The sequence below is a fragment of the Streptomyces fulvorobeus genome, from assembly GCF_013167895.1.
GTDB classification, from domain to species: domain Bacteria; phylum Actinomycetota; class Actinomycetes; order Streptomycetales; family Streptomycetaceae; genus Streptomyces; species Streptomyces fulvorobeus.
This window is the reverse complement of the sequence record NZ_BLWC01000001.1, coordinates 3,180,336-3,204,211: the sequence shown is the minus strand read 5'-3', so window position 1 is coordinate 3,204,211 and position 23,876 is coordinate 3,180,336. Positions and strand designations below refer to the sequence as shown.

Annotated in this window: 18 protein-coding genes and 1 pseudogene; 10 read left to right on the top strand and 9 right to left on the bottom strand. The window is 67.9% G+C overall.

From position 1 onward, the window contains the following. Positions 1 to 92: 92 nt before the first annotated feature. Entirely contained in the window at positions 93 to 677 is a 585-nt protein-coding gene (locus tag Sfulv_RS14475; protein ID WP_173314081.1) for a dihydrofolate reductase family protein, read from the bottom strand. Positions 678 to 842: 165 nt separating this feature from the next. Here Sfulv_RS14475 and Sfulv_RS14470 point away from each other — a divergent pair, with 165 nt between their 5' ends. Further along, the gene (locus tag Sfulv_RS14470) at positions 843 to 1,415 is read left to right on the top strand and encodes a TetR/AcrR family transcriptional regulator (protein WP_173314080.1); all 573 of its coding nucleotides are present in this window, start codon (positions 843 to 845) and stop codon (positions 1,413 to 1,415) included. 70 nt (positions 1,416 to 1,485) lie between these two features. Here Sfulv_RS14470 and dnaB read toward each other — a convergent pair whose 3' ends face one another. Next, complete coding sequence (gene dnaB, locus Sfulv_RS14465) at positions 1,486 to 2,943, bottom strand: replicative DNA helicase (RefSeq protein WP_173317855.1); 1,458 nt, start codon at positions 2,941 to 2,943, stop codon at positions 1,486 to 1,488. 477 nt (positions 2,944 to 3,420) lie between these two features. On the opposite strand from dnaB, the gene Sfulv_RS14460 reads away from it, so the two are divergent. Continuing rightward, the gene (locus Sfulv_RS14460) at positions 3,421 to 4,758 is read left to right on the top strand and encodes an MATE family efflux transporter (RefSeq protein WP_173314079.1); all 1,338 of its coding nucleotides are present in this window, start codon (positions 3,421 to 3,423) and stop codon (positions 4,756 to 4,758) included. A 130-nt stretch (positions 4,759 to 4,888) separates the two neighbouring features. Here Sfulv_RS14460 and rplI read toward each other — a convergent pair whose 3' ends face one another. The 4 genes from rplI to rpsF all read right to left on the bottom strand — a co-directional run bounded on the left by rplI (position 4,889) and on the right by rpsF (position 6,628). Continuing rightward, positions 4,889 to 5,335 (bottom strand): 50S ribosomal protein L9, encoded by a 447-nt coding sequence (rplI, locus tag Sfulv_RS14455; RefSeq protein WP_173314078.1) that lies wholly within the window; start codon positions 5,333 to 5,335, stop codon positions 4,889 to 4,891. A gap of 18 nt (positions 5,336 to 5,353) precedes the next feature. Further along, entirely contained in the window at positions 5,354 to 5,590 is a 237-nt protein-coding gene (gene rpsR, locus Sfulv_RS14450; RefSeq protein WP_003967857.1) for a 30S ribosomal protein S18, read from the bottom strand. A 43-nt stretch (positions 5,591 to 5,633) separates the two neighbouring features. Then, a complete protein-coding gene (locus Sfulv_RS14445) occupies positions 5,634 to 6,263 on the bottom strand; it encodes a single-stranded DNA-binding protein (RefSeq protein ID WP_173314077.1) in 630 nt (209 codons plus the stop codon). 74 nt (positions 6,264 to 6,337) lie between these two features. Next, entirely contained in the window at positions 6,338 to 6,628 is a 291-nt protein-coding gene (gene rpsF / locus Sfulv_RS14440; protein WP_006604399.1) for a 30S ribosomal protein S6, read from the bottom strand. Between the two features lie 279 nt (positions 6,629 to 6,907). Here rpsF and Sfulv_RS14435 point away from each other — a divergent pair, with 279 nt between their 5' ends. The 3 genes from Sfulv_RS14435 (at position 6,908) to Sfulv_RS14425 (ending at position 9,635) form a co-directional block, all read left to right on the top strand. Then, on the top strand, positions 6,908 to 7,222 hold the full coding sequence (locus Sfulv_RS14435; protein ID WP_173314076.1) for a hypothetical protein: 315 nt from the start codon (positions 6,908 to 6,910) through the stop codon (positions 7,220 to 7,222). 129 nt (positions 7,223 to 7,351) lie between these two features. After that, positions 7,352 to 8,470 (top strand): lipid II:glycine glycyltransferase FemX, encoded by a 1,119-nt coding sequence (locus tag Sfulv_RS14430; RefSeq protein WP_173314075.1) that lies wholly within the window; start codon positions 7,352 to 7,354, stop codon positions 8,468 to 8,470. A gap of 133 nt (positions 8,471 to 8,603) precedes the next feature. Beyond that, positions 8,604 to 9,635 carry an alanine racemase gene (locus Sfulv_RS14425; protein ID WP_173314074.1) on the top strand — a complete coding sequence of 344 codons (1,032 nt, stop codon included), beginning with the start codon at positions 8,604 to 8,606 and terminating at the stop codon, positions 9,633 to 9,635. Positions 9,636 to 9,660: 25 nt separating this feature from the next. Here Sfulv_RS14425 and Sfulv_RS14420 read toward each other — a convergent pair whose 3' ends face one another. Both Sfulv_RS14420 and Sfulv_RS14415 read right to left on the bottom strand, forming a co-directional pair. After that, the gene (locus Sfulv_RS14420; protein WP_173314073.1) at positions 9,661 to 11,169 is read right to left on the bottom strand and encodes a glycosyltransferase family 87 protein; all 1,509 of its coding nucleotides are present in this window, start codon (positions 11,167 to 11,169) and stop codon (positions 9,661 to 9,663) included. Positions 11,170 to 11,300: 131 nt separating this feature from the next. Continuing rightward, positions 11,301 to 13,979, bottom strand: coding sequence for a transglycosylase domain-containing protein (locus Sfulv_RS14415; RefSeq protein WP_173314072.1), 2,679 nt, complete (start codon positions 13,977 to 13,979; stop codon positions 11,301 to 11,303). Between the two features lie 389 nt (positions 13,980 to 14,368). On the opposite strand from Sfulv_RS14415, the gene Sfulv_RS14410 reads away from it, so the two are divergent. The 3 genes and pseudogenes from Sfulv_RS14410 to Sfulv_RS14400 all read left to right on the top strand — a co-directional run bounded on the left by Sfulv_RS14410 (position 14,369) and on the right by Sfulv_RS14400 (position 17,625). Beyond that, positions 14,369 to 15,076 (top strand): PadR family transcriptional regulator, encoded by a 708-nt coding sequence (locus Sfulv_RS14410; protein ID WP_173314071.1) that lies wholly within the window; start codon positions 14,369 to 14,371, stop codon positions 15,074 to 15,076. 62 nt (positions 15,077 to 15,138) lie between these two features. Continuing rightward, positions 15,139 to 16,220: pseudogene (locus Sfulv_RS14405) on the top strand (inositol-3-phosphate synthase). 121 nt (positions 16,221 to 16,341) lie between these two features. Then, positions 16,342 to 17,625, top strand: a complete 1,284-nt coding sequence (locus Sfulv_RS14400) for an MFS transporter (RefSeq protein WP_173317853.1) — start codon at positions 16,342 to 16,344, stop codon at positions 17,623 to 17,625. Between the two features lie 112 nt (positions 17,626 to 17,737). On the opposite strand, the gene Sfulv_RS14395 is transcribed toward Sfulv_RS14400, so the two are convergent. Further along, on the bottom strand, positions 17,738 to 19,180 hold the full coding sequence (locus Sfulv_RS14395) for a CCA tRNA nucleotidyltransferase (protein WP_173314070.1): 1,443 nt from the start codon (positions 19,178 to 19,180) through the stop codon (positions 17,738 to 17,740). Positions 19,181 to 19,362: 182 nt separating this feature from the next. Here Sfulv_RS14395 and Sfulv_RS14390 point away from each other — a divergent pair, with 182 nt between their 5' ends. Further along, entirely contained in the window at positions 19,363 to 21,660 is a 2,298-nt protein-coding gene (locus Sfulv_RS14390; RefSeq protein ID WP_173314069.1) for a DUF6049 family protein, read from the top strand. Between the two features lie 49 nt (positions 21,661 to 21,709). Further along, positions 21,710 to 23,866 carry a murein biosynthesis integral membrane protein MurJ gene (murJ, locus tag Sfulv_RS14385; RefSeq protein ID WP_173314068.1) on the top strand — a complete coding sequence of 719 codons (2,157 nt, stop codon included), beginning with the start codon at positions 21,710 to 21,712 and terminating at the stop codon, positions 23,864 to 23,866. The last annotated feature ends 10 nt before the right edge of the window (positions 23,867 to 23,876 follow it).

The window sequence follows — 23,876 nt, the reverse complement described above, 5'->3', positions numbered from 1 at the left end:
AGGACTACCCGGGTGGCAGCAGTCTGGCGAGCAGTTTTCGCGGCCCATGGAAGACGGGCCCCGGGCCGGTCGGCACGGGGAGGAGCGGGGACTCAGCGCTTGCGGCTGTACGTCCTGACCAGCGCCCCGTTGTCGAAGGTACGTACGGCGTCGAGCGTGAACTCGATGGCTTCGAGGTCCGAGCCGAACATCGGCATGCCGGAGCCGTACACCAGCGGATAGGTCTTGATCACGAGTTCGTCGATCTCACCGATCAGCTCACCAGCGAGCTGCGATCCGCCGCAGAGCCAGATCCCCAGGTCACCCGCCTCCGACTTGAGCTCCCGGATGCGGCCGACGAGGTCCTGCGAGATCAGCTCCACGTTCGCGTCGGGCGATTCCGTCAGCGTGCGGGAGGCGACGAACTCACGGAGCTGGGCGTACGGGCTGGTGACGTGGGCATCCAGGGCCAGCTGATAGCTGGCGCGCCCCTGTACGACCGTGTCGAACCGCTGGTTCGGCACGTCGTGGAACCCCAGCGCCTTACGCCCCTCGACAGGGACCGTCTCCGGGTAGTCCGCCTTGAGGAAGGACAGGAACTCCTCGTTGACGAAGCGGTACATCGATGTCGCGTCGCCACTCGGGTCCCCGATGAAACCGTCGATCGAGCAGGCGATGAAGTAGGTGAGCTTGCGCAAGTGGTATCCGTTCCCTCTAGGGATGTCCCGGTCAATGAGCACGTCCGTCCTCGCGGCGCCTGGACGGGCACCGCGACCACGTCATTTATAGTGCTTCACACGTAGTGGTTGCGCAAGGTGCTTTTCCTCTGAGCCCCCGCAGCGGCGAACTGACAGGAGATCAGCATGGCCAGGAACCCGGAGCGCAGAACAGCGCTCACCGACGCCGCCATCGAGGTGCTGGCACATGAGGGAGCCCGCGGTCTGACCTTCCGCGCCGTCGATGCCCGGGCAGGGGTACCCGTGGGCACCTCCTCGAACTACTTCAGCAGCCGGGACGATCTGTTCATGCAGGCCGGAGCGCGTATCAACAACCGCATGGCGCCCGACCCGGCCGCGGTCGAGGAAGCACTGCGCCACCCGCCCTCACGAGAACTGGTCACCTCCCTGATGCACTGGCTGGTCCAGCGCATGACGGCTGACCGCACCGGCTATCTCGCCATGCTCGAACTGCGCCTCGAAGCCACCCGCCGGCCGGCGCTTCGCGCCCAGCTGACGCAGACCGTGCGCGCGGAGTTCGACGCAGGCGCCGACTTCCACCGGAACACGGGCCTGCCCGGCGACCACGACACGTTCCGCGTCCTCTACCTGGCCATGACAGGCGTGCTCCTGGAGCACTTCACGCTGCCCGGAGTGCTGACGGAGACCGCACTCGACGAGCTGGTGGAGAGCGTGGTCACACAGATCGTGCCGCGCTGACACCGCACGACGCCCACCGATCAGGGGCTCCCGGGCGGGGAAGAGGCCATCTGGACGCTACGGTTCGGACTCAGGTCTGGGCCATGTCCACAAAGCGTGAGTAGTGGCCCTGGAAGGCCACGGTGATCGTCGCCGTAGGACCGTTACGGTGCTTGGCCACGATCAGGTCCGCCTCGCCCGCACGCGGTGACTCCTTCTCGTACGCGTCCTCGCGGTGCAACAGGATCACCATGTCGGCGTCCTGCTCGATGGAGCCGGACTCGCGGAGGTCGGAGACCATCGGCTTCTTGTCCGTACGCTGCTCGGGGCCACGGTTGAGCTGGGACAGCGCGATCACCGGCAGCTCCAGCTCCTTGGCCAGCAGCTTGAGGTTCCGGGACATGTCCGAGACCTCCTGCTGACGGCTCTCGGCCCGCTTCGCGCCGCCGGACTGCATCAGCTGCAGGTAGTCGATCACCACGAGCTTGAGGCCGTTGCGCTGCTTGAGGCGCCGGCACTTCGCGCGGATCTCCATCATGGAGAGGTTCGGCGAGTCGTCGATGTAGAGCGGGGCGGCCGAGACGTCGGGCATCCGGCGGGCCAGCCTGGTCCAGTCCTCGTCCGTCATCGTGCCGGAGCGCATGTGGTGCAGTGCCACCCGGGCCTCGGCCGACAGGAGGCGCATCGCGATCTCGTTGCGGCCCATCTCCAGGGAGAAGATGACGCTCGGCAGGTTGCTCTTGATCGAGCACGCCCGCGCGAAGTCGAGGGCCAGGGTGGACTTACCCATGGCGGGGCGGGCCGCGATCACGATCATCTGGCCCGGGTGCAGGCCGTTCGTGAGGGCGTCGAGGTCGGTGAAACCGGTCGGCACACCGGTCATCTCACCGCTGCGCGAACCGATCGCCTCGATCTCGTCGAGCGCGCCCTCCATGATGTCGCCCAGCGGCAGGTAGTCCTCGCTGGTGCGCTGCTCGGTGACGGCGTAGATCTCGGCCTGGGCGGAGTTGACGATCTCGTCGACATCCCCGTCGGCCGCGTATCCCATCTGCGTGATCTTCGTGCCCGCCTCGACGAGGCGGCGCAGCACGGCACGCTCGTGGACGATCTCCGCGTAGTAGGAGGCGTTCGCCGCGGTGGGCACGGACTGGACGAGGGTGTGCAGATACGGGGCTCCGCCGACCTTCGTGATCTCGCCGCGTCTGACCAGCTCGGCCGCCACGGTGATCGGGTCGGCCGGCTCACCCTTGGCGTAGAGGTCGAGGATCGCGGTGAAGACGGTCTCATGGGCCGGGCGGTAGAAGTCATGGCCCTTGATGATCTCCACCACGTCGGCGATGGCGTCCTTGGACAGCAGCATGCCGCCCAGCACCGACTGCTCGGCATCAAGGTCCTGCGGAGGCACGCGCTCGAAGCCGGGAGACCCACCGTCCCAGCTGCTCTCCCGGCCCCGGTCGTGCTGTTCGTCGCGTCCCTTGCCCTCGCCGCGGCGCTGACGGGAAACGGGCAGACGGTCACTGGGACCGGTGTCGGTCCAGGGGTCGTCCAAAGGCTCGGGGATACTCACCCGGCCACCTCCTCCCGTCCGCTTCGCGGACCTAGCCGTGTCACTCTTTCTTACGGCACGGCACCGACAAACAAGACGCCCGACTCCGGTTGTGGCACGAAGAGTTCTACGGGGTTCCCAGGCCAGAACGGAGTGCGGGCGCCGGACCACGGTAGGCCGCTCAGCACCTTCAGCCAATCTGGTTATCCACAGGGCATGTGGATGACGGGGCAGATGCTGTGGAGAACCCCTCCGAACCTGTGCACGGACCAGGGGACAGCACTGTGGACAAACTCATACCTCCACCCTCACCACCGCTCTGACCAGGCGTTTCCCCGTCCACTGGCTGTGGGGGAGAAATTCTTTTGTGCTCGATTCACGATCATGGCGAACGGTGCACAGGTGAACTCCGGAGGGTAACGAAAGTAAGGACCGTAGCTGCATTGCATCTCTTACCTGTGGAAGATTAGATTGGCACCCATGACCAAGGCCCCCGAGACGTCCTCGCTCAGCCGCCGAGGACACGACCGCGAGATCATCGCCCTCGCCGTCCCCGCCTTCGGCGCGCTCGTCGCCGAGCCCCTTTTCGTCATGGTGGACAGCGCCATCGTCGGGCATCTCGGAACACCCCAACTGGCCGGCCTGGGGGTCGCGGCCGCCCTGCTGATGACAGCCGTGAGCATCTTCGTCTTCCTCGCCTACGCGACGACGGCGGCGGTCGCCCGCCGGGTGGGCGCGGGAGACCTGCCGTCCGCGATCCGTCAGGGCATGGACGGGATCTGGCTGGCGCTGCTGCTCGGTGCCGCTGTCGTCGCCGTGACACTCCCCTCGGCCCCCTGGCTCGTCGACGTGTTCGGCGCCTCCGAAACCGCGGCTCCCTACGCGACCACGTACCTGCGGATCTCCAGCCTCGGCATCCCCGCCATGCTGGTGGTCCTCGCGGCGACCGGTGTGCTGCGCGGCCTCCAGGACACCAGGACCCCGCTCTACGTCGCCATCGGCGGCTTCGCCGCGAACGGCGCTCTCAACGCGGTTCTCGTCTACGGCTTCGGCTTCGGTATCGCGGGCTCGGCCTGGGGAACCGTGATGGCCCAGGCCGGCATGGCCGTCGCCTATCTCGTCGTGGTCGTTCGAGGCGCCAGGCGCCACGGAGCCTCCCTGCGCCCCGACGCGGCTGGCATCAGAGCCAGCGCACAGGCAGGAGTGCCTCTGCTGGTCCGTACGCTCTCCCTGCGCGCGGTCCTGCTGATCGCCACCGCTGTCGCTGCCCGTCTCGGCGACACGGATATCGCCGCCCACCAGGTCATCCTCTCGCTGTGGAGTCTCACAGCGTTCGCCCTCGATGCCATCGCCATCGCCGGCCAGGCCATCATCGGCCGCTACCTTGGCGCGAACGACGCCAAGGGCGCCCGCGAGGTGTGCCGCCGTATGGTGCGGTGGGGGCTCATGTCCGGGGTGGTTCTCGGCGTACTGATCGTGCTGGCGCGGCCCCTGTTCATCCCGCTCTTCACCAGTGACCCGTCCGTGCAGGACACACTGCTTCCCGCTCTGCTGGTGGTGGCGGTCTCCCAGCCGATCGCCGGGGTGGTCTTCATCCTGGACGGCGTACTGATGGGAGCCGGAGACGGCCGCTATCTCGCCTGGGCGATGCTGCTCACGCTGGCGGTGTTCACTCCGGTCGCGCTCCTGGTCCCCCTGTTCGGCGGCGGCCTCACGGCCCTGTGGTGGGCGATGACCTTGATGATGACCGTCCGGCTGGTGACCCTCTGGCTCCGGGCCCGCTCGGGACGGTGGCTCGTCACCGGCTCGACCCGCTGACGAGCCCCGGCTTCACTGCGCGGCTCGCAGGTTTCACGTGAAACACACTCCACGCGGAAGACGCACGGAACGACAAAGGGCCGCACCCCATGGGGTGCGGCCCTTCACCTAGCTCTCACGAGCTGTGCCCTCAGGCAGCAACGACCTCGATGCCGAGCTTCGCGGCGACCTCGGGGTGCAGACGCACGGACACCTGGTGTCCGCCAAGCGTCTTGATCGCCGAGCCGAGCTCAACGCGACGCTTGTCGACATCCGGACCACCGGCGGCCTTGATCGCCGAGGCGATGTCGGCCGGGGTGACGGAGCCGAAGAGACGGCCGGCGTCGCCGGAGCGAACAGCCAGACGAACCTTGACGGCCTCGAGCTTGGCCTTGATCTCGTTGGCCTGCTCGATCGTCGAGATCTCGTGGATCTTGCGGGCGCGGCGGATCTGCGCCACGTCCTTCTCGCCACCCTTGGTCCAGCGGATGGCAAAGCCACGCGGGACCAGGTAGTTACGGGCGTACCCGTCCTTGACGTCGACGACGTCGCCTGCAGCACCGAGGCCGGAGACCTCGTGGGTGAGGATGATCTTCATGATTCGGTCACCCTTCCCTTATCGCGCGGTGGACGTGTAGGGCAGCAGCGCCATCTCACGGCTGTTCTTGACTGCCGTGGCGACGTCACGCTGGTGCTGCGTGCAGTTACCGGTGACGCGGCGGGCACGGATCTTGCCACGGTCGGAAATGAACTTCCGCAGCATGTTCGTGTCCTTGTAGTCCACGTACTGGGTCTTGTCCTTGCAGAATGCGCAGACCTTCTTCTTAGGCTTGCGCACAGGCGGCTTCGCCATGGTGTTTCTCCTGTGTGATCAAGAAGTGGGGGTACGAGCTGCCCTAGAAGGGCGGCTCGTCCGAGTAGCCGCCGCCGGAACCAGCAGATCCGGTGGAGCCGCCGGAGCTTCCGCCCCAGCTGCCTCCGCCGCCCTGCTGAGCCCCGCCTTGCTGGCCGCCGGCCGGCGCGCCGGTGGCCCACGGGTCGTCGGCGGGAGCACCGCCGCCGCCCTGCTGGCCGCCGGCACCGGGACCGCCGCCCCAGTTGCCGCCGCCCTGCTGGCCACCGCCGTATCCACCCTGGCCGCCCTGGCCCTGGCCACCGCGACCTGTGGTCTTGGTGACCTTCGCCGTGGCGCTCTTCAAGCTGGGGCCGACTTCCTCGACGTCCAGCTCGTAGACCGTGCGCTTGACGCCCTCACGGTCCTCGTAGGACCGCTGCTTCAGCCGGCCCTGCACGACGACGCGCATGCCTCGCTGGAGCGACTCCGCGACGTTCTCCGCCGCCTGACGCCAGACCGAGCAGGTGAGGAACAGGCCCTCACCGTCCTTCCACTCATTGGTCTGACGGTCGAAGATGCGGGGAGTGGACGCGACACGGAACTTCGCGACCGCCGCACCGGACGGGGTGAAGCGCAGCTCGGGGTCGTCGACGAGATTGCCGACGACCGTGATGACGGTCTCGCCTGCCATGGGTGAACCTCTCGGCGGGGATTGCTTCTGGCTGCTTGCTGCTACTCGGACCCGATGACCGCTGAGCTAGAAGCTCAGTGGGTCTCGGGGCGGAGGACCTTGGTCCGGAGGACCGACTCGTTCAGGTTCATCTGTCGGTCGAGCTCCTTGACGACTGCGGGCTCGGCCTGCAGGTCGATGACCGAGTAGATGCCCTCAGGCTTCTTCTTGATCTCGTAAGAGAGACGACGACGGCCCCAGGTGTCGACCTTCTCGACCTTTCCGTTGCCCTCACGGACGACGGAGAGGAAGTTCTCGATCAACGGGGAGACTGCGCGCTCCTCGAGATCGGGGTCGAGGATGACCATCACCTCGTAGTGACGCATGTGGAACCCACCTCCTTTGGACTCAGCGGCCACGGTCGTTCCGTGGCAGGAGGGTCGTGATGCGTGAGCACATGTGTCTCCGAGTGAAACAGCCGCCACTGACAACGCCCTCCATGGAGAGGAAGCTGTCGAGCCGACCCGGGGCAGACACAGGTGCAGACCGTCCAGACTACCCGCAGAGGGGCTTCCGGTTGAAATCCGGTGCTCAGGAGACGCAATCTGTACACATCGGGTGTGAGCGGCGCCGCAGGGCGCCGCCTCCAGGCCAGGAGGTTCTCCATGGCACACGCAATGCGACGCGGTCCCTCCGCGTCCCTCTTCTCCACGGACGGCAAGGCTCATCCACTCCAGGACGGCCTCATGGCGGTCACCCTGGTGCTGGGCGCGCTCGCCTTCGTGACGGCGATGTTCCACGACCTGCATCTGATCAGTTCGTGGGCGGGACTGATCGGAATCCTTACGGGCGCCTACGGGCAGTACGTCTCGGTCACCACGCGCGAGAGGTTCGCGCTGATCATCGGACTCGGTGCGTCTGCCATCGGGTTCTTCCTCGGTATGGCCCACGGCGGCCTCTTCGGCGGCGTGATCGGCTGAGTTTCCCTCACCCGGCTGCCGGGCCGGGGCCCGTGGTGCCAGACGGGGCGCTCCCCGGTCACAGTAGGCTTCGGCGCGAGAGCCGGAGCCCCTGACCGATGGGGACACACCTGCCGAGGAGCGCCCCGCATGAGCCTGACCCTGAGGACCATCAGCCGAGAGCAGCATCTGGCGTACATCCAGAGCCTGCCCTCGGCCAGTCACTGCCAGGTCCCGGCGTGGGCTGACGTGAAGACCGAATGGCGCTCGGAGAACCTGGGATGGTTCGACCAGAGCGGCGAGCTGGTCGGCGCCGGCCTGGTCCTCTACCGCCAGCTGCCCAAGATCAAGCGGTACCTCGCGTACCTTCCCGAGGGCCCGGTCATCAACTGGTACGCCCCCAACCTGGACGACTGGCTCCAGCCGATGCTCGCCCACCTCAAGCAGCAGGGCGCCTTCTCCGTGAAGATGGGCCCGCCCGTCGTCATCAGGCGCTGGGACTCGGCCGCCATCAAGTCCGGCATCCAGAACCCGGACGTGAAGCGCCTGCGCGACGTCGAGGCCACCCACATCGAGCCCCGCGCCTTCGAGGTCTCGGACCGTCTGCGGAAGATGGGCTGGCAGCAGGGCGAGGACGGCGGCGCCGGTTTCGGCGACGTACAGCCCCGCTACGTCTTCCAGGTGCCGCTGGCCAACCGCTCCCTCGACGACGTGCTCAAGGGCTTCAACCAGCTGTGGCGCCGTAACATCAAGAAAGCCGACAAGGCCGGTGTCGAGGTCGTCCAGGGCAGTTACGAGGACCTCGCCGAATGGCAGCGGCTGTACGAGATCACCGCCGTGCGCGACCACTTCCGGCCGCGCCCGCTCTCCTACTTCCAGCGCATGTGGACCGTCCTGAACTCCGAGGACCCCAACCGCATGCGCCTGTACTTCGCCCGGCACAACGGGGTGAACCTGTCCGCGGCGACGATGCTCGTCGTCGGCGGGCACGTCTGGTACTCCTACGGCGCTTCCGACAACATCGGACGTGAGGTCCGGCCCTCGAACGCGATGCAGTGGCGCATGCTGCGCGACTCGTACGCGATGGGCGCGACCGTCTACGACCTGCGCGGCATCAGCGACTCGCTGGACGAGACCGATCACCTCTTCGGCCTGATCCAGTTCAAGGTCGGCACCGGTGGCGAGGCCGTCGAGTACGTCGGCGAGTGGGACTTCCCCCTCAACAAGCTGCTGCACAAGGCACTCGACATGTATATGTCGCGCCGCTGACCCCGGCGGTGGAGCCCGGATCAGGCACCGCATCCGGTGCCCGATCCGATGCCGTTGCTTCAATGGACGCTCCAGTACGCAGTACCGCACACCCCTGTCACACCGCAGCCAAAAGAAAGGTTCCGGGCCGGCCATGGCGCTCTCCCTCTACGTAGACACCGCGCGCTGGCGGGCGCACCAGAAGTCCGTGCTCGACCAGTTCCCCGGGCTCGTACCGGTCTGCAAGGGCAACGGATACGGTTTTGGCCACGAGCGGCTCGCCGACGAGGCGATCCGCTTCGGCTCCGACACGCTCGCCGTGGGAACCACCTACGAGGCGGCTCGTATCAAGGACTGGTTCAGCGGCGACCTTCTCGTCCTCACCCCCTTCCGGCGAGGCGAGGAACCGGTTCCGCTCCCCGACCGCGTCATCCGTTCCGTCTCCTCCGTGGACGGTGTCCACGCGCTCGTGGGCGCCCGGGTCGTCATCGAGTGCATGAGCTCGATGAAGCGCCACGGTGTGAAGGAGGAGGAGCTGGGACAGCTGCACGCGGCCATCGAGGACGTACGCCTCGAAGGGTTCGCGCTGCACCTGCCGCTGGACCGCGCGGACGGCTCGGACGCGGTCGAGGAGGTCATCGGCTGGATGGACCGGCTGCGCGCCGCCAGGCTGCCGCTGCACACCATGTTCGTCAGCCATCTGCGGGCCGAGGAGCTGGCCCGGCTCCAGCAGCAGTTCCCGCAGACCCGCTTCCGCGCCCGGATCGGTACGCGGCTCTGGCTCGGCGATCACGAAGCGACCGAGTACCGGGGCGCCGTCCTCGACGTCACGCCGGTCCTCAAGGGGGACCGTTTCGGCTACCGCCAGCAGAAGGCCGCGTCAGACGGCTGGCTGGTCGTGGTCGCAGGCGGTACGTCCCACGGCGTCGGCCTGGAGGCCCCCAAGGCCCTGCACGGCGTGATGCCGCGCGCCAAGGGGGTGGCCCGGGCCGGTCTGGCCACGGTCAACCGGAATCTCTCGCCGTTCGTCTGGGCGGGCAAGCAGCGCTGGTTCGCCGAGCCCCCGCACATGCAGGTGTCGATCCTGTTCGTGCCGTCGGACGCGCAGGAGCCGAAGGCCGGCGACGAACTGGTGGCCCATCTGCGCCACACGACCACCCAGTTCGACCGCCTCGTCGACCGCTGACACGCGAGGTCCGGCCCGCCGCGCCTCAGTCGGCGGCCGGACCCCTCGCGGCCCCCCACTCCACACGCGGCGCCACGGCCAGGTGAGCGGCGTGCCGGGCCGCGTGCGATCCCTCTCCGACGACGAACACGTCCGGCGCGTTGTCCACCACACCGCCCGACGGATCGTCGGACCCGTCACGCCGTACGGGATCGTGTTCGGGCAGGAAGATGTCCCGGACGACGACGGCGCAGATGTACAGCGTCCCCAGCAGATGCAGGACGATGGCGACCTGGTAGCCCTCCTCCGGCAGCCCCTGGTGCTTGTCCCCGCTGGTCGTGTACGCCAGGTACAGCCAGATCCCCAGGAAGTACCCGCACTCGCACGCCTGCCAGATGAGGAAGTCGCGCCAGCGCGGCCTGGCGAGTGCGACCAGCGGGATGAGCCAGAGCACGTACTGGGGGGAGTACACCTTGTTGGTCAGGACGAAGGCCGCGACCAGCAGCAGGGCGAGCTGCGCGAAACGCGGCCTGCGGGGGGCGGCGAGTGCCACCACCGCGAGGGCCACGACCGCCACCACCATCAGCAGGGTCGACCCCAGGTTCACCGTCTCGACGTCGATGGCCGTGCCCGTGCGCTGGGTGATGATCAGCCAGAACGACCCGAAATCGAGCGGCCGTTCCCGGTTGAAGGTGTAGAACTTCTTCCACCCTTCGGGTGCGAACACCATCACCGGCAGGTTGACCAGCAGCCAGGCGGCGGCCGCGCCCAGCACCGCGTGGAAGAACTCCCGCCACTTCCCTGCCCGCCAGCACAGCAGCAGCAGGGGCCAGAGCAGCAGCGCGGGGTAGAACTTGGCGGCCGTGGCGAGGCCGATGAGAACGCCGAACGCGAGGGCGCGTCCCCGGGACCACATGAGCATCGCCGCCGCCGTCAGGGCGACCGCCAGCAGGTCCCAGTTGATCGTGGCGGTGAGCGCCAGAGCGGGCGCCAGGGCCACCAGCAGGCCGTCCCAGGGCCGGCGCCGGTGCGTGCGCGTGACGCACACGGCGGTGACGACGGCGCAGACCATCAGCATGCCCGCGTTGACCATCCAGTACATCTGCTCGCGCTGCTGGGCGGGGTCGCTCTCCGGTGTCAGCGTCAGCCAGGACGCGACCTGCATGAACAGACCGGTCAGGACGGGGTACTCCAGGTACTTCATGTCACCGGGAAGCCGGTCGAAGTACGGCACCAGGCCCTCGGCGAAGCCGCGCCCGATGTACAGGTGCGGGATGTCGGAGTAGCAGGCGTGCGTGTACTGCGAGGTGGTGCCCCTGAACCAGGCCCATTCGTAGCAGGGGATCTTCTGCACCATGCCGAGCGCGAACATCCCGATCGCCACCAGTGCGATGACGCGTACAGGCGTCAGCGGCCCCTTGCCGAGCAGCGCCCAGCGTCCCACCCGCCCGCCGAACAGCTCACTTCCGGCCGCGGCGGTCTCGTCCTGGTGCGTGGGCCGTACGACGGGCTCCTGGCGCACGCTCGTGTCTTCTGCGCTTGGCATGCCGCACATCCTGCCGTACGGGCCTGTGCGCGGGGCGTGGGCGGCCCCGGGACACGGCGAGGGCCGCCGCACCGGGTGGTGCGGCGGCCCTCGCCGTCGTCCTCGGGCAGGCCCGTCGCGGGGCGCCGTCCTACCGGGGGCTATCCGTCGGTGCCCCCGAAGAACCCGCCGCCACCGTCGTTCCCGTTGCCGTTTCCGTTTCCGCCGTTCTCGTTGCCTTCCGTCGTCTCACCCGTGGCGCCGGTCGTGTCGGCCCCTTCGACGGTCCCCGCAGTGTCGCCTCCCTCGGTCGCTCCCTCGGTGGTCCCACCGTCGCCCGTACCGGCGTCGGAGCCACCGGTCTCCTCACATTCCTCCGCGCCCCACATGCCGCAGGACTTGGACGGTGAGGGGGTCGGGGAGGACGTCGTCGGCGAAGGTGACGCCGTCGTGGGTTCGGGGGAAGGCTTCGGGGAAGCGGTGATGCTGGGCGCCGGTGTCGGGCTGACCGCGCCGCCGCCGTACATCTTCTCGCCCCAGGGCTGCGGCTTCGGGAAGTTCTTGACCTTCTCCCCCTTCATCGCCACAGCCATGAAGTCGTGCCAGATCTGCGCGGGGAACGAGGCACCGTGGATCTCCTTCTCCCCACCGGTGCCGTACATCTCCAGGAACTCGCGCTTCTTGTTCTTCTCGTCGTCGTCCAGGCGGAACATGCTGATCGCGGTGGACAGCTGCGGCGTGTAACCGACGAACCAGGCCGACCGGTTGCCGTCCGTGGTACCCGTCTTCCCCGCCACGTCGCGACCGGGCAGCTTCGCCGGCGTACCCGTGCCGTTCTCCACGACGTTCTTCAGCACATCGGTGACGTTGTCCGCGATGAGCGCGTCGAGAGCCCGCTTCTGCTTCGACTCGTGCTGATAGATCGTCGCGCCCTCCTCGTTGACCTTGGTGACCGAGAAGGGCTCGCGCTGGATGCCACTGGTGGCGAACGTCGCGTACGCGCCGGCCATCCGGATGGCACTCGGCGAGGACGTACCGATGGAGTACGACGGAACGGTCGAGTCAGCCATGTAGTCGTCGTCGCGCAGCCCGACCGCCATGGCGACGTCCTTCACCTTGTCGGTGCCGACGTCCATGCCCAGCTGTACGTACGGGGAGTTGGCGGACTGCTCCATCGCGTACCGCAGATCGATGTCGCCGTAGGACTCGTCGCCGTCATTGGTCTGGAGCCAACGCTTGCCCTCTTCGTTCTTCCAGACCGCGCCGTTGTAGTTCCTGATCTCCAGCAGGTTGTCCCCGTTGTAGATGCTCTCCGGGGAGACCGGCGTACGCGTCGACTCGCCCTGCTCCGGACCCAGTTCGGGGTTGCGCTTCCCGTACTGCATCGCGGCGGCCAGCACGAACGGCTTGAAGGTCGAACCGACCTGCGCACCGGTCGGGTTCGCGTTGTTGGTGTAGTGCTTGGTCGCGTCCCGGCCGCCGTACGTGGCCACGATGGCCCCGGAGCTCGGGTCGATCGACGCACCACCGAACTGGACGTGGGTGTCCTTGTCGGGGCGCTTCTCGGGATCGATGTTCGCCTTGTCCACGTCCTCGACGGCCTTCTGGAGCTCCTTGACCTTGTCCTGCTGGAAGGTCGTGTGGATCTCGTAGCCGCCCTGGGCGAGTTCGTTGGCGGTGACGGCCGTGTTGTTGAGGACGTACGACTTGGCGAGGTCGACCAGGTATCCGATCTGCCCGCCCAGCTCGGCGCTCTGACGGGGCGGCAGCGGCATGGGGAACTCGTCGTACTTGGCGCGCTCCGACTGCTCCATCCGGTTGTCCTTGACCTGCTCGTCAAGGATCCACCGCCAGCGGTCCTCGGCCCGCTCCCGGTTCTTCTCCTTCGTGGCCCTCTCGGGGTCGACCTCGGGGGCGCCGGCCGGGTCGAAGTAGGTCGCGCCCTTGAGCAGCGTGGCCAGGAAGGCGCACTGGCTCGGGTCCAGGTCCTTCGCGTCCTTGTTGTAGTACGTACGGGCCGCGGCCTGGAGCCCCCAGGCGCCGCGCCCGTAGTACGACACGTTCAGGTAGCCGGCCATGACGTCGCGCTTCTTCATCTCCCCCCCGACCTTGAGGGTGATGAACAGTTCCTTGAACTTCCGGCTGAAGGTCTGGTCCTGGGAGAGCCTGGAGTTCTTCACGTACTGCTGCGTGATGGTCGAGCCGCCCTGGGTCTCACCGCCCTTGGCCATGTTGAACACGGCTCGGGCGATACCCATGGGGTCGATGCCCTTGTCGTTCTCGAACGTCTTGTTCTCGGCCGAGATGACGGCGTTGCGCATGGCCTTGGGGATCTGCTCGTAGCTGATCTCCTGGCGGTTGACCTCACCACCGGTGGCGACCATCTGCTTGCCGTCGGCCCAGTAGTAGACGTTGTTCTGCGCCTCGGCCGCGGCGTTGACCTTGGGGGTCGTCACTATCGCGTACGCGACTCCGGCCACGCCCATCAGCAGGCCCAGGAAGCTGAGACATACCCCGGAGACAAGCTTCCACGAAGGCACCCAGCGGCGGTAGCCGTGCTTCCCGGCGCGCGGGTAGTCGATCAGGCGCTTCTTGCCGGGGTGGCCGCCGGCGCCGGAGCCGAGCTCCTCGGCACCCCTGCGGCGTCCGCCGCCGCGCTGGGCGCGGCGGGCCTCGGCACGGCTGCCGTACTGGCGTTCCCCGCCGTACGGATCGGACGGTGATTCATTGACGACTCTGCGTGACGGCGTGTCGCTGCGTCCAGCAGACTGGGCGGCTCGTCTGGCCGCTGCGCGTCCACCACCTGGCGGTTGCGACGTTTTGCGACGGTGCTCGCTCATCGAACGACTACTCCTCGGGCAGGCGAGAGCGCCTGGAAGCGGCAGTTGAGATCCGGTCCCCCGAATTACGGACAAACCCTGCGGAGGGCTCACCCACAGCGCATCCGGCAGTCCGCGAAGACTGACGCTCGGGAGCGCCGGACGGTTCCCGGTGGTCTGCATACCGACCAGACTACGCACGGCCAAAACGCATCTAGCACCGAAGTTCCCCTCAAATGACGCAAGTCGCTTCCCACGAAATGGCGATGTGACGCCGCTCACGAAGGCTGCCCTTGTCGAAGAGGTCCAGCCGATCTATCGTGCTGATGTATCGAGTCGATACATCGGTGCGGCATACGTTCCACTCAGGACCTCCACAGGAGTGTCCGGCGGGGGAAGAGGAGGCGGAGTTGAGCAGACGCTCAGGCATCCTCGAATTCGCCGTACTCGGCCTGCTCCGCGAGTCCCCGATGCACGGCTATGAGCTGCGCAAGCGCCTCAACACCTCACTGGGGATCTTCCGCGCCTTCAGTTACGGCACCCTCTACCCCTGCCTCAAGACGCTGGTCACGCAGGGCTGGTTGATCGAGGAACCGGGAAACGCTCCGGCAGACCTTCCTTCGGCCACGAGCCGGGCAGTCGCTCCCACGTCCTCACTCGCGGGACGCCGGGCCAAGATCGTCTACAGGTTGACGGCCGAAGGCAAGGAGCACTTCGAGGAGCTGCTCTCGCACACGGGTCCGGATTCCTGGGAGGACGAGCACTTCGCCGCTCGTTTCGCCTTCTTCGGGCAGACGGAGCGAGAAGTGCGGATGCGTGTGCTGGAGGGGCGCCGCAGTCGGCTGGAGGAGCGTCTGGAGAAGATGCGCGCCTCGCTCGCCCGCACTCGTGAACGACTCGACGACTACACGCTTGAGCTCCAGCGGCACGGCATGGAATCCGTGGAGCGCGAAGTGCGCTGGCTGAACGAGCTCATCGAGAGCGAGCGCTCGGGACGGGACCAGCGAAGGTCCACGACCGAGGGTTCACCTCACCAGGACACATCAGGAGAGACGGACGGCCTGCCCCGGCACCGGGATTCGTCCCGGCCGGATCCGTCCGACGACACCACCAAGTGAAAACCCCGCAGGTCCGCAAGGTGCCGGCGGGGAACACCGAGAACACACAGGGAGCAATCGGCATGGGTTCGGTTCGCGTAGCCATCGTTGGTGTAGGCAACTGCGCCGCCTCGCTGGTGCAGGGCGTCGAGTACTACAAGGACGCCGATCCGGCCGGCAAGGTGCCCGGTCTGATGCACGTCCAGTTCGGCGACTACCACGTCAGCGACGTCGAGTTCGTCGCCGCCTTCGACGTCGACGCGAAGAAGGTCGGCCTCGACCTCGCGGACGCCATCGGCGCCAGCGAGAACAACACCATCAAGATCGCCGATGTGCCGAACACGGGCGTGACCGTTCAGCGCGGCCACACCCACGACGGCCTGGGCAAGTACTACCGCGAGACGATCGAGGAGTCCGCCGAGGCCCCGGTCGACATCGTCCAGGTCCTCAAGGACAGGCAGGTCGACGTCCTCGTCTGCTACCTGCCCGTCGGTTCCGAGGTCGCTGCGAAGTTCTACGCCCAGTGCGCCATCGACGCCAAGGTCGCGTTCGTCAACGCTCTCCCGGTCTTCATCGCCGGTACCAAGGAGTGGGCGGACAAGTTCACCGAGGCGGGCGTCCCGATCGTCGGCGACGACATCAAGTCCCAGGTCGGCGCCACCATCACGCACCGCGTGATGGCGAAGCTCTTCGAGGACCGCGGTGTCATCCTGGACCGCACGATGCAGCTGAACGTCGGCGGCAACATGGACTTCAAGAACATGCTCGAACGTGAGCGCCTGGAGTCCAAGAAGATCTCCAAGACGCAGGCCGTCACCTCGCAGATCCGTGACCGCGAGATGGGTGCGGACAACGTCCACATCGGCCCGTCCGACTACGTGGCGTGGCTGGACGACCGCAAGTGGGCGTACGTCCGCCTTGAGGGCCGTGCGTTCGGCGACGTTCCGCTGAACCTCGAGTACAAGCTCGAGGTCTGGGACTCCCCGAACTCCGCCGGTGTCATCATCGACGCCGTGCGCGCGGCGAAGATCGCCAAGGACCGCGGTATCGGCGGCCCGATCCTCTCCGCGTCGTCGTACTTCATGAAGAGCCCCCCGTGCAGTACTTCGACGACGAGGCCGCGGCCAACGTCGAGAAGTTCATCGCGGGCGAGGTCGAGCGCTGAGCAGCCGTTCACGGCTCACAGACTGACCGGGCAGGACGCGTCGGCGCTCCTTCCCTTCCACACGTCGAGGGTCCCCGGGCGGATTGCCCGGGGACCCTCGACGTGTGTGACGCTTGATCACATGCCTGTCGTGCGTGATCTGCGTGTACTCCTGCGCCTTCGGTACTTCCGCCGCCTTCTCGCCGTCCGGCTCCTCTCCCAGTCGGCCGACGGTGTCTACCAGGTCGCGCTCGCCACGTACGTCGTCTTCTCCCCGGAGAACCAAGCGACGCCCGGCGCCATCGCATCCGCCATGGCGGTGCTGCTCCTGCCGTACTCGCTCGTCGGCCCGTTCGCCGGCGTCCTCCTGGACCGCTGGCCGCGACGCCAGGTCTTCCTGTACGGGAATCTGCTCCGGGCTGCACTCGCCTGCTGCACGGCACTGCTGATCCTCACCTCCGTACCCACCTGGCTCTTCTACGTCTCCGCCCTCTGTGTGACGGCGGTCAACCGTTTCGTGCTCGCCGGTCTGTCGGCGGCGCTCCCGCGAGTGGTCGACGCGGAACGGCTCGTCGTCGCCAACTCCCTCTCACCCACCGCCGGCACCCTGGCAGCGACCGCGGGTGGCGGACTCGCCTTCGCCGTGCGCCTGCTGGCCGACGCGTCCGATGCGGCGGTCGTCCTGCTGGGAGCGACGCTCTACCTCGTCTCGGCCGTGGTGTCGCTGAGCCTGCCGCGGGTACTGCTCGGCCCGGACGCGGGCGCAGGTCATCTGCGGCTGCGCGAGGCACTGGCCGGCACCGCCCGCGGACTCGCGGCCGGGGTACGCCACCTGGCCGAACGGAAGGACGCGGCGCGCGCCCTGGCCGCCGTGACGGTGATGCGCTTCTGCTACGGGGCGCTGACCGTGATGATGCTGATGCTGTGCCGGTACGCCTGGTCCGACACCGAGTCCGAAGGGCTGGGCCTCCTGGGATTGGCGCTGGGAGCCTCGGCGGCGGGGTTCTTCGCGGCTGCGGTCATGACTCCCTGGACCGTGGGCCGGCTGGGCAGATTCGGCTGGATGGCAGTGTGCGCGGGCACGGCCGCCGCGCTGGAACCGGCGCTGGCGCTGTCGTTCACCCTCGGGCCGATGCTGGTGGCGGCGTTCGTACTCGGCCTTGTCACGCAGGGCTCGAAGATTGCCACGGACACGGTGGTGCAGACATCGGTGGATGACGGGTTCCGCGGCAGGATCTTCTCGCTCTACGACGTGCTCTTCAACGTCGCCTTCGTGCTCGCCGCGGCGATCTCCGCACTCCTGCTTCCCGCAGACGGCCGGTCGGTCGTCGTGGTGGCGGGAGGGGCCGTGCTCTATGCGGTGGTCTGCGCGGCGGCGCTCCGGTGGGGACGTGTCACCGGAGGAGCGACGGACAAAGCGCGTTGACGCCGAGCGGGGCGCCGTCATGGCGAGGGGCGCTGTTTCACGTGAAACAGCGCCCCTCTTCTTCCCACCCGGTGCCGGTCATGTTTCACGTGAAACATGACCGGCACCGGGTCTAGCTCTGGGTCGCCCACCAGTCCTTGAGCGCGGTGACGGCCGCATCGCGTTCCATGGGCCCGTTCTCCAGCCGCAGTTCCAGCAGGAACGCGTACGCCTTGCCGATCCCCGGCCCCGGGCCGACACCCAGAATCTCCATGATCTCGTTGCCGTCCAGGTCGGGCCGGATCGAGTCCAGCTGCTCCTGCTCCTGCAACTGGGCAATGCGCTCCTCCAGACCGTCGTACGTCCGCGAGAGGGCATGGGCCTTGCGCTTGTTGCGCGTCGTGCAGTCCGAGCGGGTCAGCTTGTGCAGACGCTCCAGAAGAGGGCCCGCGTCGCGCACATACCGGCGAACCGCCGAATCGGTCCACTCACCGTCTCCGTAACCGTGGAAACGCAGATGCAGCTCGACGAGCTTGGAGACGTCCCTGACCATGTCGTTGGAGTACTTCAGGTCGGTCATCCGCTTCCTGGCCATCTTCGCGCCGACCACCTCATGATGGTGGAAGGAGACGCGGCCGTCCTTCTCGAAGCGTCGCGTCCTCGGCTTGCCGATGTCGTGCAGCAGGGCGGCAAGCCTCAGCACCAGGTCGGGCCCGTCCTCCTCAAGGTCGATGGCCTGCTCGAGGACGGTCAGTGAATGCTCGTAGACATCCTTGTGACGGTGATGCTCATCACTTTCCAGCCGCAGTGCGGGAAGCTCCGGCATCACATGGCCGGCCAGACCGGTGTCCACCAGGAGCCCCAGCCCTTTGCGGGGGTGTGCGGAGAGAAGCAGCTTGTTGAGCTCCTCGCGGACCCGCTCGGCCGAGACGATCTCGATGCGGCCGGCCATGTCCGTCATCGCGGCGATCACTTCGGGGGCGACCTCGAAGTCCAGCTGGGCCGCGAACCGCGCCGCACGGAGCATGCGCAGAGGGTCGTCCGAGAAGGACTCCTCCGGTGTTCCAGGGGTACGCAGGACGCGCTCCGCGAGATCTTCGAGGCCGCCGTGCGGGTCGACGAACTCCTTCCGGGGCAGTGCGACAGCCATCGCGTTCACCGTGAAATCCCGGCGCACGAGGTCGTCCTCGATGGAGTCGCCGTAGGAGACCTCGGGTTTCCGTGAGGTCCTGTCGTACGCCTCCGACCGATATGTCGTGACCTCGACCTGGTATCCGTCCTTCTGGCACCCGACGGTGCCGAAGGCGATCCCGACCTCCCACACCGAGTCCGCCCACGGCCGGACGATCTTGAGCACGTCCTCGGGGCGGGCGTCGGTCGTGAAGTCCAGGTCGTTTCCGAGCCTGCCGAGCAGCGCGTCGCGAACCGAGCCACCGACCAGGGCGAGGCTGAATCCGGCCTCCTGGAATCGGTGGGCGAGGTCGTCGGCGACCGGGGACACCCGCAGCAGTTCACTGACTGCGCGGTGCTGCACCTGGCTCAGTGCACTGGCGTTGTCTTCGTTGGCATTCGGCACAACAGAAAAGGGTACGTGCACCGACCGGCCCGGGCGTCATCGTTTCCTGTGGCCCTGCGAGACTCTCCCGATCATGTGGCGCAGTCCCCAGCACTTAGCTCCCGGGCACATCGTTACCATGCGGGGACGCAGGGACCGACACGATCGACAGCAGTTGACGATGACGAGGGACGGGTAGGCGCGTGGCCGAGGCGGCAGACTTTCAGGGGATGAGTCCCGCTCCTGCCCGCCGGTGGTTGCGGCGCACAGCCTCCCTGCTCTTCGGTGCACCGCTGCTGGCCGGCCTCCTCAGCGGCCCCACGGCACCCGCGGCGCAGGCGGCGGGCCCGGCGAAGGCGCCGTCCGGTCCCGGTTCCGTCGCGGTGTCGATCGACACACTGGCCCCGAGCGCACCGGTGAAGGGGGACACCCTCACCATCTCCGGCACCCTGACGAACAACGGCAGGGAGACGATCACCAGCGCGGAGGTACAGCTGCGGGTGGGGCCGAAGCTGTCCGGCAGGACCGCGATCGACAATGCCGCCAAGCGCTCCGGCTACGTACCGGGAGTCGATCCCCTTCCGGTCGGCGGCAAGTACGCGGTGAAGACGGCGAACCTGCGGTCCGGGCTCAGCCAGGACTTCGAGATCTCCGTGCCCGTCGGAAAACTGCCACTGGACGAAGCGGGCGTCTACCAGCTCGGCGTCTCGCTCGCGGGCAGGAACGACCGCGCCGCTTACGACCAGGTGATGGGAATCCAGCGCACCTTCCTCCCGTGGCAGCCCAAGGAGAGCGACGGCAGGACCAAGCTGACCTACCTCTGGCCGCTCATCGCCTCCGCACATGTGAGCGCCGAGACGGGCTCGGACGAACAGCAGACCCCGGTCTTCTCCGACGACGACCTCGCGGCCGAGCTCGCCCCCGGAGGCCGGCTCGAACAGCTGGTCTCCCTGGGCCGCCGGCTTCCGGTCACCTGGGTCATCGACCCGGACCTGCTCGCCACGGTCGACGCGATGACGAAGAACTACCGGATCAAGGTCGGGGACACCACGGTCGCGGGCACGAAACAGGGCGTCGCCAAGGAGTGGCTGACGTCACTGGGGACAGCCGTGAAGAACGGCAAGGTGATCGCGCTGCCCTTCGCCGACCCCGATCTGGCGTCCATCGCACACCGCGGCAAGAGCGTCTCGGGCACCCTGAGCCATCTGCAGACCGCCACCGAGGTCGCGGGTATGACGGTGGAGACGATCCTGCACGTGAAGCCGTCCACCGACTTCGCCTGGCCGGTGGACGGCGCGGTCGACCCGTCCATCGTCGATGTCGCCACCTCGGCCGGCGCGCACCACGTGATCGCCCGCAGCGACAGCCTCGCGGAATCCGACAGCCTCTCCTACACACCGACCGCCGCACGGCCGATCGGCGGCGGCACGACCGCCGTCGTCGCCGACCACCGGCTCTCCACGGCGTTCACGGGCGACATGTCACGTGCCGGGGACTCGACGCTCGCCGTCCAGAAGTTCCTGGCGCAGACGCTGGCGATCACGGAGCAGGACCCCGAGAAGCAGCGCAGCATCGTCGTCGCTCCCCAGCGGACCCCCAGCACCTCCCAGGCCCAGTCGATGGCCGCGTCCCTGCGGGCGCTCGCCGACGGACGCTGGACGCACCCTCTCGACCTGGCCGCCGCGGCGGAGGAGAAGCCCGACCCGCGGGCGACCGCCAGGGTGCCCCGGTCCTTCCAGTACCCGAAGAAGCTGCGCGGCCAGGAGCTCGCCACCCAGGCGTTCCAGGACATCAGGTCCACCAAGGACTCGCTCAACAGCTTCCAGGTCATCCTCACCCAGCCCGACCGGGTGGTGACCCCCTTCGGCAACGCGATCAACCGCTCCATGTCGACGTCCTGGCGGGGCCGGCCGCTGGAGGCGCAGCGGTACCGTGACGCGGTACGCACGTATCTGCGCGGGCTCACCAGTGAGGTCCAGCTGATCGCCAAGTCCGACGTCACCCTGTCCGGACGGAGCGCGACGATCCCCGTCACGGTCCAGAACAAGCTCGTGCAGGGCGTCGAGAACCTCGTCCTCCGGCTGACGTCGGAGAACGCGACCCGGCTGAAGCTCAACGACGACGGTCCCGTGGCGGAGCAGCCCGTCAGGATCGCGGGCGGCCACAGCCAGTCCGTCAAGTTCGACGCCGCCGCCAACGTCAACGGGCAGGTCCAGGTCACCGCGCGGTTGTTCACCGAGGACGGCACACCGTACGGCGAAGAGATGACGTTCACGGTGAAGGTCTCCGAAGTGACGCCGACCGTGCTGCTCGTCATCGCCGGCGGACTGCTGCTGCTGGTCCTCGCGGGCATCAGGATGTACACACACCGCAAGCGCACCATCGCAAGCGACACAACGGAGGACGACGGCGGCGAACCCGAGCAGCCGAGTGACCCGGCCCCGGACACCGGTCCGGAAAGCGGGGACCCGTCGGGAACGGGTGAGAAAGTGGACCGTTGAGCGAGCTATGTCGTGGCCGGTCGGCCGGGGACGATGAGGTGGGGTTTCGATGAACGCGCCGTACGACGGTGACCGCGGCCAGGGCGCGGGCGGAGGTGGGTCACCCGACGGGCCGACGGTCCCTCCGGGGGACCACGGGAGCCCGGTGCCTCCCGACCCGTACCTCCAGCACGCCTATGAGCACGATCCTTACCGGGCTCAGGACCTCACGGCCCAGGACCCGGTGGCGGAAGCGCTCTACGATCGCGCCTCGCACCCGCCGCCGCCCCCCGGGACGTACCAGGAGCCTCAGCCGCTCTACCAGCAGCCGCCGGCGGCCCAGTACGCCCCCGACCCCAGGCTGTGGGCCCAGGCTCCCCCTCCGGAGCCCTCGGGCCCCTCCCGGCACCTTCCGTACGGGGACCACGCGGCGACCACCCAGTTCGTCGGGGTGGACGACCTGGTCACCCGCGCGGCGGACGACCGCGAGGAGCCGGACGCCTTCGCCCACCTCTTCCGCGACCAGGAGGGCTCGGGCAGGCCCCCTGGACCGCCGGAGCCCGAACCGGCTCCCGCTCCCGTCCCGCCCAAGTCCGGCGGCCGGGCCTCCAGCCTGCTGAGGTCCAGTGCGCTGATGGCGGCCGGAACCCTCGTCTCACGGCTCACCGGTTTCGTACGCAGCCTGGTGATCACCGCAGCCCTGGGTGCGGCACTGCTCGGTGACGCCTTCACCATCGCGTACACCCTGCCCACGATGATCTACATCCTCACCGTGGGCGGCGGACTGAACTCGGTGTTCGTCCCGCAGCTGGTGCGGTCCATGAAGGAGGACGAGGACGGCGGCGAGGCTTTCGCCAACCGCCTGCTGACCCTCGTGATGGTCGCCCTCGCCGTCATCGTCGCGCTCGCGGTGTTCGCCGCACCCTGGCTGATCGGCATGATGTCCCAGACGATCGCCGGCAGGCCCGAAGCCAACAGCGTGGCCGTCACCTTCGCCCGGTACTGCCTGCCGACCATCTTCTTCATGGGCATCCACGTCGTGATGGGCCAGATCCTGAACGCCCGCGGGAAGTTCGGGGCGATGATGTGGACCCCGGTCCTCAACAACATCGTCATGATCTTCACGTTCGGTCTGTTCATCCTGGTCTACGGCACCTGGGGCGAGACCCGGATGGGCGTGGCGACGATTCCCGACGAGGGCGTCCAGCTCCTGGGGATCGGTACGCTGCTCGGCCTGACCGTGCAGGCGCTCGCCATGGTCCCGTATCTGCGGGAGGCGGGTTTCCGCTTCCGCCCGCGCTTCGACTGGAGGGGCCACGGGCTCGGTAAGACGATCAAGCTGGCCAAGTGGACCGTCCTGTTCGTCCTGGCCAACCAGGCAGGCGTGCTGGTCGTCACCCAGCTGGCGACCGCGGCCGGCGAGGAGTCGGACAAGGGCGGCGCGGGCTTCCTCGCCTACTCGAACGCCCAGCTGATCTGGGGCATGCCGCAGGCGATCATCACGGTCTCCGTCATGGCCGCTCTGCTTCCCCGGATCTCCCGGGCCGCCCACGACAACGACCCCGGCGCGGTCCGCGACGACATCTCGCAGGGGCTCCGGAACTCGGCCGTGGCCATCGTGCCGGTCGCCTTCGCCTTCCTGGCGCTGGGCCTGCCCATGTGCACCCTGCTGTACGCGTCCAGCGGCACCGAAGCAGCCCGCTCCATGGGCTTCATCCTGATGGCGTTCGGTCTCGGGCTCATCCCGTACTCCGTGCAGTACGTCGTGCTGCGCGGCTTCTACGCGTACGAGGACACCCGCACCCCCTTCTACAACACCGTCATCGTGGCCGTGGTCAACGCAGCCGCCTCCGCCCTCTGCTACGTGGTCCTTCCGGCCCAGTGGGCGGTCGTCGGCATGGCGGCCTCGTACGGACTGGCCTACGCCGTCGGTGTCGGCATCGCCTGGCGCCGCCTGCGCAACCGGCTGGGTGGCGATCTGGACGGCGCCAACATCGTGCGCACCTACGCCCGTCTCTGCCTGGCGGCGGTGCCGGCCGCCATCGTCGGCGGCGGTATCGGATACGCCCTGCTGACGGCGCTCGGTGAGGGCGCGCTCGGCTCACTCGCCGCCCTGGTCTGCGGTGGCATCGCGCTGCTGGGAGTCTTCTTCCTCGCGGCGAAGAAGATGCGGATCGAAGAGCTCAACGGCATGGTCGGCATGGTCAGGGGACGGCTCGGACGGTAAAGAGGAACCC